The organism is Stenotrophomonas sp. 05N37, from assembly GCF_056397365.1.
The window spans coordinates 474,320-487,760 of the sequence record NZ_JBFTNG010000003.1; the positions used below are offsets into that span (position 1 = coordinate 474,320).

Sequence of the window (13,441 nt, forward strand, 5' to 3'; positions counted from 1 at the left end):
ACTCAGGGAACATCGGTGGCCTCCGGCGGCGAGCGTTCCAGCCGCACCAGCGCCCGTTCCAGTTCAACCAGGAAGGCCTCCGCTGCCGCGCTGCACGCCGTTACCGTTGCGCCGGCGGCGATTCTATCTTCGATCACCTGGGCGACGTCGACCAGGCGTTGCGCCGAGACCATCACCAACGCCCCGCGGATGCGATGCAGCATCTGCCGCACCTCGTTGGCCTGGTTGCGCTCAACGGCCGCCGACAGACCCTGCAGGTCGTTGCGCATGGTGGTCAGGAACAGCGCGCGCAGGTGGTCGGAGACGACAAGCGTATCGACCGGCACATCGCGGGGCGGTGAAAGGTCCACCGCGATCGGGGCGATCGGTCCGGCCAACCCACTGAGCTGGCGGTACAGCGCCTGCAGCGAGATTGGCTTGACCAGGCAACTGTCCATGCCGGCGCTGCGACAGCGCTCGCGCTCTTCCGGTGCGGCATTGGCGGTGGCGCCGATGATCGGCACGCGCACGCCGTCCGCACGCAGCAGGCGGGTGAGGGCATAGCCATCGATGTGCGGCATGTTGACGTCGGTAAGCACCGCGTCGAAGCGGCGTTGTGCCCAGTAGCCCAGTGCTTCGTCGCCATCGCTGGCCACCACCGCATGGCAGCCCAGCTGTTCCAGCTGTTCGCGCAGGATCATCTGGTTGATCGGGTTGTCCTCGGCGACCAGAACGTGCAGCCCGAGCCGACGGAACTGCGGCGCCGCGGTCGGCGCCTGCCGAGGCGCATCGCCCCCCATCGCCATCAGCAGTGCGTCCACCATGGCATCCAGGTTGTGCATGGACACTTCCCAGCGCCCGTCGATCCGCTCGGGATGGTCACCACCATCGGTCCTGGCCACCACGTGCGGCCCGCTCCAGCCCGGGTCGTGTTCGTCCAGCAGCACGTCCAGCAAGGGGGTATGCGTGCTGAAGTTCTGCGCCGATTCGCTGTGGTAGACCTGTGCGGCGGCGCCACGCTGACGCAGGCGCTCGCACAGGTTGTCGGCCAGTTCGCGCGATGGCGAGCGCACGTAGACCACGTCGTGCCCGTCGAAGCCCGGACGCTGCTCGGCGAGGGCGGGGCTTTCGTCCAGCGGCAGGTCGAAGCTGAAACTGCTGCCCAGCCCGCTGTCGCTGACCACCCGCAGTTCACCGCCCATCAACTCCACCAGGTGCGCGCTGATCGCCAGCCCCAGGCCAGTGCCGCGCATGGCATCGGTGCCCGGATTGGCCTGGTAGAACGGCTCGAACAGCCGCGCCTGGTGTTCCTGCTGGATGCCGATGCCGGTGTCGGCCACCTGCCAGCTCAGCCGCGGCAATGCCCCTGTCGCGTCCACCGCACGCAGGCGCACGACGATACGGCCGGCGTCGGTGAACTTGATCGCGTTGCTGATCAGGTTGTTGAGCACCTGCCGGATGCGCGCGGCATCGCCGATCACCAGTGCTGGCACATTGCCGTCGATGCAGGCATACAGCTGCAGGCGCTTGCGCGTGGCCGAACCGGCATACGAGCGCAGTACTTCCTCGGTCAATCCGGCCGGACAGAACGCGACCGGTTCCAGGACCAGCTGCCCGGCCTCGGCCTTGGATACGTCCAGGATGTCGCTGATCAACTGCATCAGCGTGGAGGAAGAGCGCTGGATGGTGCCCACGTATTCCTGCTGGCGGCTGTCCAGCGGGGTCAGTCCGAGCAGCTCCAGCGTGCCCAGCACACCGTACAGCGGCGTGCGGATTTCATGGCTCATGGTGGCCAGGAACAGACTCTTGGCCCGGTTTGCCTGGTCGGCGGCCACGCGCGCCTGCTGCAGCACCCGCTCGGCGTCGTGCTGGGCGGTGAGGTCGATGAACAGGCACAGCATCACCGGCTCGCGGCGGTAGCGTGCAGCGGTGACGGTCACCAGGAGGTGGCGTCCGTCGGGCGTGGTGTAGGGCCGCGTGGCCGGACGCTGGGTCTCCGCGTCGGCCCACGCATCGTCGCGCCAGCCGCCATGCCAGCCGGGTGCGTCGGGCGACTCGCCCAGCCAGTTGCGCGCCAGGGCATTCTCCAGGATCACCTGGCCGTCGCGCTGGCGCAGCAGACACAGACCGATGGGGGCCGCGTCCAGCACGGTGCGGCTGAACGCTTCGCTCTCCAGCAGACGCTCATGATTCTCGCGCAGCGGGACCAGCACCGAGCGCCGATAGCTGCGCAGCACCAGCACGCCCCCGAGCGCCAGCAGCAGCGCGGCGATCACGCTGCCGATCAGCGGCCCGCGGGGATGGCTGAGAAGACGGGCCCAGCGCACCTGGTACACGGCCTGCCAGCCGTCGCTGGTTCGCATGCGGTAGACCACGCCGTCACGGGTGAAGCTGCGCTGCGCGCCGCTGCCCTCCAGGTGTGGGCCGTGCACCGGTCGACCGTTCGGGTCGATGATGGACAACTGGTCGTAGATCGTCTCGCCCAGCAGCTGACGACGGTCGTCCAGGCGCGTCAGGTCCAGCAGGCAGGCGATCGCCGGCATGGCCCGGGCGTCCGTATCGCCCCATGCGCCGATGTCCTGCGGTGCCTGCGCGATCGACAGCAGGCGGTTGTTGCCATCGCCGGGATCGCGCTGGAACCAGCGCACATCGCCACGCTGCAGCGAGACACTGGCTGCCACCGCGTGGATGTAGTGCAGGAGCGCCTGCATCGATGCCGAGGCGGGCCGCACCGGATCGATGTCGTCCACCGTGAGCGGCACCAGCAATCCCGCCGTGCCCTCGCCGCTGACCAGCAGGCAGCGCGGCGAGGGATACAGCGATTCCGCCCAGAACGCGCCGTAGAACCCCGAGAATCGCCCGCCCAGCGCCGATGCCGTGGGCGGTGGCGGCGTCTGGTCGTGCAGTACCGAGAACGGGATATAGGCCCGTGCCGGATTGGCGGCCTCCACGCTGCCCGACAGTGGCTGGCCGTGGACGGTTCCCGGTGGACCGCCGGGCAGCGCTGCGCGCTCGTGATCATGGGCGCGCCAGCGCCGCATGAAGCGCTCCTGTTCCTGCAGCGCGCCATCCAGGCGGCGGAAGTGGAACTCGATCTTGTCCTGTTCTTCGCGCAGCAACTGCAGCGTGGTCGACAGCACCAGCCCGGCCTGGATCGTGGCCAGGACGATCACGCCGATCAGCAGCGCATGGACGCGCAGCGAACGGCGGGCGAGCTGGCGGATGGGTGCGGCCTCGGGCATGGAATCCCCTTCTGGTGGTGGCAGCGTAGCGCGGGGGCAGCGCGATGCTGCATGCCCCCGCGATCGTCGACCGCTGCGTCCGGATGCGCAAGGATGCGGGGCCGCGCTGGATGGCGTGGTGAATGCCGGCCGGCGACGGCTCAGCGCGTGGCGCGGGTTTCCGGGTGGCCCAGGTCGGTGTGCCGGTGCGCGGCCTTTTCCTGGTCCAGCAATGCACCAAAGGTTTCGGCGGGAATCGCACGCGAAATCAGGAACCCCTGGACCTGGTTGCAGCCCAGCCTGCGCAGGGTGGCCAGCTCGGCATCGGTCTCCACCCCCTCGGCGACGATGTTCAGGCCCAGCTTGCTGCCCAGCGCGATCACCGTGGCCAGCGCGCTGTGCAGCGCCGGGTCGCGCGCGCAGCCGCGCACCAGCGCACGGTCGATCTTGACCTCGGTGAAGGGGGTGCTGACCAGGTTGTGCACCGAGCTCAGGCCCTGACCGAAATCGTCCTGGGCCAGCCCGAAGCCCTTCATGCGCAACCGGCAGGCGCCAGCGTAGTAGTCGCTGACGTGGTGGGTGGTGCTGCTTTCCATCAGCTCGAAGCACAGATCGGCAGGAACACCGCCATGCGTGAGGGTCAGCTCCAGCAGTTCATCGGGCAGGCTGCTGCGCTCCAGCAGGTGCGGCGGCAGGTTGATCGACACCGGGATACGGAAGCCCTGTTCGCGCCAACGCGCCTGTGCCTGCACGCTGGCCTTGAGGATATGCCGCAGCAGCGCCGGCTCCAGTCCATGCTGTTGGATCAGCGGCAGGAAGCGACCGGCCTGCAGCGTGCCGTGCTCGGGATGACGCCAGCGCACCAGCGCCTCGGCGGCCACCACCAGGCCCGAGTCCAGCGACTTCTTCGGCTGGAACCAGGCGGTGATCTGGCCCCCGCTGATCGCCTCGCACAGGCGCTCGCGGCTGGCCACGATCGGCGCCTCGGCCGCTGTGCTCGCCGGCGCGGCGTCGGCGCTCGCCAGTTCAAGCTGGGCCAGCAGTTCGCCGACGTCGGCGGGGGCGACGGGCTTGGGCAGGATACCGAGCACGGTGATGCCCAGCGATTCGGCCATGAGGCGTGCCGAGGCCATCATCCGTTGCGACGCCGAACTGACCAGCGCCAGCATCGGCCGATGCTCCTGCGCGGCCAGCGCCTGGATGAACTGGATGCCATCCACGCCCGGCATCATCAGGTCGGTCACGACCAGGTCGTAGCGGCGCCAGTGGCACATCTCCACCGCATGCGCCGCATCACCGCAGGTGTCGGTGGCGATGCCGGGCGCGGCATTGAACATGTTGGCCAGGAAGCCGCGCTGGAACGGCTGGTCTTCCAGGATCAGTACACGGTGGTTGCTCACGTCGGGGCTCCTGCGGTCAATCCGCCCAGCGCATGGCGGAGGGTGCCGATGTCGATCGGCTTCACCAGGTAATCGGTCATGCCGCCGGCCAGGCAGCGCTCGCGTTCTTCGGGGGTGGCATTGGCGGTGGCGCCGATCACCGGCATCGCATGGCCCTGCTGACGCAGGTGCCGGGCCAGCGCGTGGCCGCCCAGGCCGGGCATGTTGATGTCGGTCAGCACCACATCGAACACCTCGGCAGTGCAGCGGGCCAGCGCTTCATGCCCGTCGCAGGCGGTGACCACGCTGCAGCCCAGCGTCTCCAGCTGTTCCTTCAGGATCAGCCGGTTGATCGGGTTGTCCTCGGCCACCAGTACGTGCAGCCCCAGGTACGCGCGCGGGGCACGCGTTGCCAGGGCCGGTGGTGCCTGGTTGCCCTGCTGCAGGCGGAACACCGCATCGGCGATGGCCCGGATGCTGAGCGTGGTGACCGTCAACTGGTCCGGCTGCGTCGGGTCCTCGCAGACCGGGTCGCCGGCATCAGCCAGTGCGACCACCCGCGGGCCGGGCCATTCAATCGGCGTCATGTCGCGCGGATCGCTGTCCACCAGGATCGCGCCCGGCTCTCTGGGCACCGGCAGGTCGGCATTGTAGCGGCGCGCGCTGGCGCCCCAGCGCTGCAGCCATTGGCACGCGCTGTCGGTGAGCTCGGCCAGGGCGGCGCGCACGTAGACGGGCGGGTGGGGGAGCAGGTGCGGGCCATCGGTACACGCGTCGGTATCGGCCAACACGCCTGCGTCGACGCCCAGCGGCAGGATCACGGTGAAGCTGCTGCCGAGCCCGGGCTCGCTGACCAGGCGCATCTCGCCGTTCATCAGCCGCACCAGATGGTCGCTGATCGACAGCCCCAGTCCGGTGCCGTCGGCGCGACCATGGCCGCTGGCCTGTCGGAAGGGCTCGAACAGCCGCGCATGCTCGGCGGCGGCGATCCCGATGCCGGTATCGGTGACCTGCCAGCTGACCGTGGCGGTGCCGCCTTCGCACGCGAGCAGCTTCACCCGCAGCACGATGCGGCCGCTGTCGGTGAACTTGATCGCGTTGCTGAGCAGGTTGCCCAGTACCTGGCGGATGCGGTCGGCATCGCCGGCCACCTGCGCGGGCAGGCGCGGATCGGTGCAGACCACGATCTGCAGCTGCTTGCGGGCGGCAGCGGCCGCATAGGCGCGCAGCGTGGTTTCGGCCAGGTCCAGCGGCGAAAAGGTGGAACTGGCCAGGGTGAGCTGGCCCGACTCGATCTTGGAGACATCCAGGATGTCGCTGATCAGTTGCAGCAGCACCGACGAGGAGTGCTGGATCGTCTTGAGATACTGCGCCTGGCGTGGATCCAGGGCGGTGTTGCCCAGCAGTTCAAGCGTGCCGAGCACGCCGTACAACGGCGTGCGGATCTCATGGCTCATGGTCGCCACGAACGCGCTCTTGGCCTGGCTGGCCTCGTCGGCGGCCTGCTTGGCCGCCGACAGTGCCGCCTGGATCTGGCGGTGCCGGCTGATGTCGTTGAACACGCACAGCAGCACGTCGTCGCCGTGGTACCGCGTGGATGCGTACAGCACCTGCAATTGACGGCCATCGGCGGTGGTGAAGTCGACCGCGCGGCGGCCGCGCGCAGTGCATTGGGCAAGGGCACCGGTGCGACGCCACGCCCCGGTCCAGTCGCCGGTGCCGGTATCGCGGCCCAGCCAGTCCCGCGCGAGCTGGTTTTCCAGCATCACCCGGGCATCGTGGCAGCGCAGCACGCACATGCCCACCGGCGCCATTTCGATCACCGTGCTGCCAAAATCGACGCTCTCCAGCAGCTGAAGGTGCTGGCGATGGGCCGGCTGGATGAGTTGGCGGTCGATACGTCGGATCAGCAGCCGCAACGCCGCGATCGCGGCAAGGCATACCAGCAGCGACACCGTGATGTGCACGGCCATGTCGCGCAGCAGCAGCGACGAGGGAAGGTGGTAGACAAGCCGCCAGCCGTCCTGGCCGATGCTCTTGACCAGGGCCAGCCCCTTGGGCAGCCCGTGTGCCCAGACGAAGGCGAAGGCATCCGCGTGCTGGCCGCGCAGCCAGGTCATGGGCGGATCGGTGGCCGATGGGCTGGACAGCACCGGCTGTCCGCGCTGGTCCAGCAGCAGGAACTCGCCGATGCCCTTGCCGTTGACCGTGCGTGCCACCGCCGCCGGATCCAGCGCCAACACCAGCCAATGGGCCGGGTCAGGGCCGTCCTCGGCTGCGCGATACAGGTAGACGCCGCCCTCCGGCCGGCGTGAGGGCAGCCAGTACACCTCGGTACCGGGTGCGGCGCGGGCGGCGTGTGTGCGCAGCGCTGGCGCGGTCAGTTCGTCCGGCGGCGGTGTCGCCGGCGTGTGCCGACCCTGCAGCCACTGCCGCGGCGCCTGCGGATCGTTGCTCACGTGGATCAGGCGCGCGCCGAAGTCGGCCAGGGTCTGCTCGGCGCGCGCGGACAGCAGCAGACTGAGCTGCCGGCCGTCGTGGCCCATCCCCAGCGGCAGCCGCCGTATCTCGCTGTCTTCGCCATCATCCGGCCGGGCAGGGGCGGTCGCGGCCCGCGGCGATTCCACCACCGAATCCACCAGGTAGTTCAACAGCGCTTCCCGATGGTCGAAATACACCTGCGCACGGTAGGCGGCAGCGTTCATGTCGCGGCGATGCACCGACACATCCTCGCTCAGCTGTGCCAGCAGGTAGAACCCGGCCGTGCCCAGCAGGCAGAACAGCACGCACAGCGACAACCAGCGCAGCAGCACGTTGGCCGCCACAACCGGGGCGTCAAGGGTGGAACGTCGGGGCAGGAGACGATGCATGCGCGCATGCTAGGAAGCGCGGCTGCCCGGGCACATCAGCCGATCCCTAAAACCGGCGCTGTCGGGATCGCCCCACGGACGCCGTTCAGCTGGATGAAAACGGACGGGACCGCACAGTGGCGGGCCCGTCCGGTGCTGCGTGCAGGGAGCCGCTTACAGCGCGCTGCCACCAAACTTGTGCGTGTACTGCAGGTTCACCGTCCGGCCCACGGTATCGAACCAGGACACGTCGTAGTACGGGTACGACGTATACGTCACGTCCTTGGGCGGCATCTTGTTGGCCACGTTCACCACCGACAACGACAGGCGCGAGTGGTCGTCGAACCGGTACTGCAGCGACACGTTGTAGCGGTACGTGGCGCCGATCCAGGGGCTGTCGCCGCTGTCCGGGTCGAAGCTCTGGTCGTAGCTGTCGTAGGTCGGCAGCCTGCCCAGCCGCGAGCCGTACACGGTGGCCGACCAGGCCTCTTTCTCCCAGGTGATGCTCGCACTGGTCTTGGTGCGCGGGATGTCGAAGCCGCTGTTGACCGCGAACTGGTCTTCGACCACATCGCCCTCGAACTGCTGGAAGTCGTGCGTCTTCACCCAGGTGTGGTTGCCACTCAGGATGAAGTCGCCAACCCCGGTGCTCAGCCGGTAACGCAGGCCCACATCGATGCCACGGGTGGTCTCGCGCGCGATGTTGATCGGGTTGACGTGCACCCCGTACAGGCGGCCATCGCTGGTGCGGCTGACGCGGCTGATCGCATCGACACAGGTCGGCGAGTTGGCATCGGCGTTGCCCAGCCGGCACGCCGCTTCATCGCGCAGGATGGTGCCCACGTCCATGTCCTGCACCTGGTCGCGCATGTCGATGTCGAACCAGTCCACCGACAGGTCCAGCCCGATCGCCGGCGACCAGACGAAGCCGGCACTCCAGGACGTGCTGGTCTCCGGATCGAGCTTGCGGTTGCCTTCGCGCGTGCGGATCAGGTTTTCCTCGTAATCCGAGCAGTCCTCGGCCTGGTCCAGCTGGCAGGTGTAGTAGTCGTTGTTGCTGGTCTCGTCGTTGCCCGGGCCGGCATACACGTAGTGCAGGTCCGGCGCGCGGAACGCGGTGCCGTAGGAACCGCGCACCAGCAGGGTGTCGATCGGGCGCCATTCGATGCCGCCGCTCCAGGTCGCCTTGCCGATGCTGTTGCCCGAATAGCGGTACTGGTCGTAGCGACCGGCCACGCTCACGTTGAGGGTGTCGTGCAGCGGCAGGCGCAGTTCGGCGGCGGTGGCCCAGCGGTTGCGGCTGCCGTGGCCGTCCGAATCCTTCCAGCTGTAGTAGTAGTACTCGGTCGCCAGCGGATCGGGATTGAGCGCGTAGGACTGGTTGCCGAACTCGGCAGTGGCGGCGAAGCCGGCCTTGCCGCCGGGCAGCGAGAACAGCTCGCCGTTGGTCAGGGTCAGCGCGGCGGTATCGGTGCGCGACTTCGGGGTGTAGGTGGTCTTCGCGGCGATCGCATCGTATTCGCTGCGGCTCAGCGGCCGGTACAGGCGCGCCGGGTCGGCATTGAAGACCGGGAACACGTTGTCGTCGTCATCGGTGTACTCGCCCAGCTGCTCGCCCAGGAACAGCGCGTTGGCCTTGGCGGCGATGATCTGCGGCCAGCGGATCGACGACTGGTACTGCGAGTGGCTCAGCGACGCCTCGTAGTCCCAGTTCGCGTCCAGGCTGCCCTTGAAGCCGGTGGTGACGCTGAAGGTCTTCTGCGTGCTGCGGATCATGCCGTTGCGCAGCCCGCCCATCTCTTCCGGCGAGAACTGGCGCTGCCAGAACTCCACCTGGTCGGTGGCCTGGTTGTAGAAATAGCCGTCCTCGTTGCCGTCGGCGGCCATCCGGCCCCACTGGGTCACATCGCGCATCAGCGCGATGTCGTGGTAGCCCATCTGCACATCGGCGAACCAGCTGGCGCCGTTGTCGAAGGCATAGTTCAGGGAGGCGTAGCCGTTCACGCCACGGCGCTTGCTGAGGATCGTGCCGTAGCCGATCGACGTGTCGCTGCCGCAGTAGAAGCCGTAGCGCGCGCGCTCGGCATAGCCGGTGCTGCCGCGGTTCTGGCCGGCCAGCGCGTCGCAGGTGGCCTGGCCCGGGTCGAGGTAGTCGTCGTTGTAGTCGGTGCGCAGGTAGGCGCGCCGCGCCGCGCGGGCGCTCTCGGTCGGTGCGTCCAGGGTGGAGTCCTGCTGGCCGCGCTCATACGCCCACAGCGGGGTCTGCGACTGCAGTTCCAGGCTGTACACCGCGCTGAAGCGGCCGGCGTCGAAGCCACTGGCCAGGCTGATATCGAAGGAATCGGCGCCGCCTTCGGTGGCCGTGCCCATGCGCACGTCCACGGTGGTGCCATCGACATGCTTCTTCAGGATGAAGTTGACCACGCCGGCGATCGCATCCGAGCCATAGATCGCCGAGGCGCTGCCGGTCAGCACTTCGATCCGCTCGATCATCCCGATCGGGATGTTGGAGACATCGGTGAAGTTGCTGCGGCCCTGGAACGGCATCGGGAAGTCGGCGATGCGGCGGCCGTTGACCAGCACCAGGGTGTGGTTCGGGCCCAGCCCGCGCAGGTCCACCTGCTGCGCACCCGGGGAGAAGTCGGCGCCGCTGGAGGACTGCTGGCTCTGGGTCTCACCGCCGTTCTGGGTCATCGAGCGCAACACGTCCGGCACGCTGGTGAAGCCGCTGGCCTGGATCTGCTCGGCGGTGATCACCGTGACCGGGGCCGGGCCTTCCACCTGCGCGCGCGGAATCCGCGAGCCGGTGACCTGCACCGTGTCCAGCTGCTGCACTCCGGAAGCGGCCGGAGACTGTGCGCCTGCGGTCGCGGCCACACCCATCAACGCCAGCTGGATCGACCACGCCATCGCCTGTTTACGCATGAGAATTCTCGAGAAGAAAGAGTCGGCCTCGAGGGAGGCCCGTCCCCCATTCACATTTCGCGAATGGACGGCGCGCATTTAACGCCTTTTTTACGGGGTTGACCACTGCCATGTTCTCTGGCAAAGAGTGAAAGCGGTTCCACCCCGATTTCATTCAGGGAGATCTACGTGCACAAGGCTTTCCGCCGGTTCGGCCGGACCCTCGGCCTGCTGCTCACAGCCGCGCTGCTGCCCGTCCACGCCCAGTCCCTGCAGGACCCCGGCTTCCGCTATTACGAGGTCGGCGACCTGGACGCCGCGCCGGCCCCGCACACCGAGCCGGCGATGATGCTGATGGGCGGTGGCGAGTGGGTGCCCGCCGCCTTCCAGTGGTGGCTGCAGCGTGCCGGGCATGGCCGCGTGGTGATCCTGCGCGCCTCCGGTGCCGACGACCTGCAGGACCGCCTGTACCGCGACATCGGCGGGGCCGCGTCGGTGCAGACCCTGGTGTTCGACAGTCGCCGCGCCGCCGAGGACCCGGCGGTGCTGCGGGTGGTGGCCGCGGCCGATGCGATCTTCATCGCCGGTGGCGACCAGTCGCGCTACATCCGCTTCTGGAAGGGCACCGCGCTCAACGACGCGCTCAACGCGCACGTGCGCGCCGGCCGGCCGATCGCCGGCACCAGCGCCGGCCTGGCCATCCTGGGCGGTTACAGCTACGGCGCCCTGGACGGTGGCAGCGTCACCTCCGAACGCGCGCTGCGCGACCCGATGGGCAGCGCGGTCACCCTGGACAACGATTTCCTGGCCATGCCCTACCTGGCCAACGTCATCACCGACACCCACTTCGGCAAGCGCGATCGGCTGGGCCGGCTGATCGTGTTCGTCGCCCGCGCCGCCCAGCAGGCCGGCCGCGTGGACATGGTCGGCATCGGCGTGGACGAGGACACCGCGCTATGCGTGGAGGCCGATGGCCGCGGGCGCGTGCTCAGCAATGACGAGGGCTACGCCTGGCTGGTCATGCCGCGGCATACCGCCGAGCGCCTGCGTGACGGCGAGCCACTGGACTTCCACGCGATCCCGGTCACCGGGGTCGGCAGCGGCAGCCTGCTGCACCTGGACGGGTTCCGCGTAGAGGATGCCGCGTTCCGGATGACCGCCGATATCCGCGAGGGGGGCCTGGAACTGGCGCCAGGCCCGTAGGTCCACGCCGGGCGTGGAGGCGTCTGGCGTGGCGCGGAGCCAGCGTCATGGGGGTGTCCTAGCGGCGCAGGGGGTCTGGCCGCGCATGCCATGATGGCGCCCTGTCCCCGACGCGGTGCCTGCCCATGTCACGTCCTGCCGGTGTGTTGTTGACGTTGTGCCTGTCCATGCCGTTGCTGGCTGCCGGCGCCGAACCGGTCCTGGTCCTGCACGGCGGGGCGGGCGTGGAGCGCAAGGATCTGTCCCCGGCCGAAGAAACGGCCGCGCGCGCCGCCCTGCGCCAGGCGCTGCTCAGCGGCCACCGGGCGCTGGCCGCCGGCAAGCCGGCGCTGGAGGCGGTGACCGCCGCGATCACCGTGCTGGAGGACGATCCCACCTTCAACGCCGGCAAGGGTGCCGTGTTCACCCACGACGGGCGCAACGAACTCGATGCCTCCCTGATGGATGGCGCCAGCCTGAAGGCCGGTGCGGTGGCCGGCGTGCAGCGCGTGCGCAATCCGATCCTGCTGGCCGAGGCGGTCATGCAGCATTCGCCGCACGTGATGATGGTGGGGCAGGGCGCGGAGGCGTTCGCCGCGACCCAGGGCATTTCCCTGGTCGATCCGTCCTACTTCCGCACCGAGAAGCGCTGGCAGCAGTTGCAGCGCGCATTGAAGGAGGAGGCCGCTGGCCAGGCCCATGCGGACCTGGAGACCGCGCGGCACTTCGGCACGGTCGGTGCCGTCGCCCTGGACGCGCAGGGCCATCTCGCCGCCGGCACCTCCACCGGTGGCATGACCAACAAGCGCTACGGCCGGGTCGGCGACTCCCCGATCATCGGCGCCGGCACCTATGCCAACGCCACCTGTGCGGTGTCGGGCACCGGCTGGGGCGAGTACTACATCCGCACCGCAGCGGCGTACGACATCTGCGCGCGCATGCAGTACCTCAAGCAGGGCCCGGTCGAAGCCGGCCGCGCGGTGATCAACGAGCGCATTCCCGCCCTTGGCGGCGATGGCGGGGCGATCGTGCTCTCCGCCGATGGCCGCGCCGCGACGCCGTTCAACACGCAGGGCATGTATCGCGGCTGGATCGGCGCCGATGGCGTGCCTCACGTGGCGATCTTCGCCGACGAGCCGCTGCCGCTTCCTGGCCAATAGCCTGCGCCCACAAGGCAAATTGCGATTCGCGTGAAAAAGTTGAAAAAGAGTGTTGACAGAACCCGTCTTCACCCCCAAAATTCACGGCTCTTCCACCCCACACCGAAAACGCTTCGGCGCCACGGGACGGGGTGGTAAGGAGGGATACCCAAGCGGCCAACGGGGGCAGACTGTAAATCTGCTGGCTTACGCCTTCGGTGGTTCGAATCCACCTCCCTCCACCAGTTTCATGTTGTGGCAAGAGCTTCCGATGCGGGAGTAGTTCAATGGTAGAACCTCAGCCTTCCAAGCTGATGGTGCGGGTTCGATCCCCGTCTCCCGCTCCATTGAATGAGTTTGAATATATTCAAATTCGTGCCATAATTCAAAACTCGCTCACGTAGCTCAGTCGGTAGAGCACCTCCTTGGTAAGGAGGAGGTCGAAGGTTCGATTCCTTTCGTGAGCACCATCTAAGTGCCACCATTCAGACGATTTCGAGATAAGCAGCCATGGCCAAGGGTAAGTTCGAGCGCACCAAGCCGCACGTCAACGTCGGCACCATCGGTCACGTCGACCACGGCAAGACCACGCTGACCGCCGCACTGACCAAGATCGGTGCTGAGCGCTTCGGTGGCGAGTTCAAGGATTACTCCGCGATCGACGCCGCGCCGGAAGAAAAGGCCCGTGGCATCACGATCTCGACCGCGCACGTCGAATACGAATCCACCGAGCGTCATTACGCCCACGTGGATTGCCCGGGCCATGCTGACTACGTCAAGAACATGAT

The 13,441-nt window shown here is 68.1% G+C and carries 7 protein-coding genes and 3 tRNA genes; 6 read left to right on the top strand and 4 right to left on the bottom strand.

The genetic code is table 11. From position 1 onward, the window contains the following. Positions 1-2 precede the first annotated feature (2 nt). From AC1DGC_RS12745 to AC1DGC_RS12760, 4 genes are all read right to left on the bottom strand, one after another. Positions 3-3,221, bottom strand: coding sequence for a hybrid sensor histidine kinase/response regulator (locus tag AC1DGC_RS12745; protein ID WP_478047992.1), 3,219 nt, complete (start codon positions 3,219-3,221; stop codon positions 3-5). Between the two features lie 140 nt (positions 3,222-3,361). Continuing rightward, entirely contained in the window at positions 3,362-4,600 is a 1,239-nt protein-coding gene (locus AC1DGC_RS12750; RefSeq protein ID WP_478047993.1) for an EAL domain-containing response regulator, read from the bottom strand. After that, positions 4,597-7,449: a response regulator gene (locus AC1DGC_RS12755; RefSeq protein WP_478047994.1), complete on the bottom strand. Its 2,853-nt coding sequence runs from the start codon at positions 7,447-7,449 to the stop codon at positions 4,597-4,599. Before AC1DGC_RS12755 ends, AC1DGC_RS12750 begins: the two co-directional genes overlap by 4 nt. A 153-nt stretch (positions 7,450-7,602) precedes the next feature. Continuing rightward, entirely contained in the window at positions 7,603-10,353 is a 2,751-nt protein-coding gene (locus AC1DGC_RS12760) for a TonB-dependent receptor plug domain-containing protein (protein WP_478047995.1), read from the bottom strand. A gap of 168 nt (positions 10,354-10,521) precedes the next feature. Between AC1DGC_RS12760 and AC1DGC_RS12765 the strand changes: the two genes are divergently transcribed. From AC1DGC_RS12765 to AC1DGC_RS12790, 6 genes are all read left to right on the top strand, one after another. Next, the gene (locus AC1DGC_RS12765) at positions 10,522-11,535 is read left to right on the top strand and encodes a cyanophycinase (protein WP_449336104.1); all 1,014 of its coding nucleotides are present in this window, start codon (positions 10,522-10,524) and stop codon (positions 11,533-11,535) included. A gap of 125 nt (positions 11,536-11,660) precedes the next feature. Continuing rightward, on the top strand, positions 11,661-12,674 hold the full coding sequence (locus tag AC1DGC_RS12770) for an isoaspartyl peptidase/L-asparaginase family protein (protein WP_259208983.1): 1,014 nt from the start codon (positions 11,661-11,663) through the stop codon (positions 12,672-12,674). Positions 12,675-12,812: 138 nt separating this feature from the next. Then, positions 12,813-12,898: transfer RNA gene (locus AC1DGC_RS12775), tRNA-Tyr, on the top strand. A gap of 28 nt (positions 12,899-12,926) precedes the next feature. Next, positions 12,927-13,000, top strand: a tRNA-Gly gene (locus tag AC1DGC_RS12780). Between the two features lie 47 nt (positions 13,001-13,047). After that, positions 13,048-13,123: transfer RNA gene (locus AC1DGC_RS12785), tRNA-Thr, on the top strand. A 40-nt stretch (positions 13,124-13,163) separates the two neighbouring features. Next, a partial coding sequence (locus tag AC1DGC_RS12790; protein ID WP_478047996.1) for a GTP-binding protein occupies positions 13,164-13,441 on the top strand: 278 nt, incomplete at its 3' end.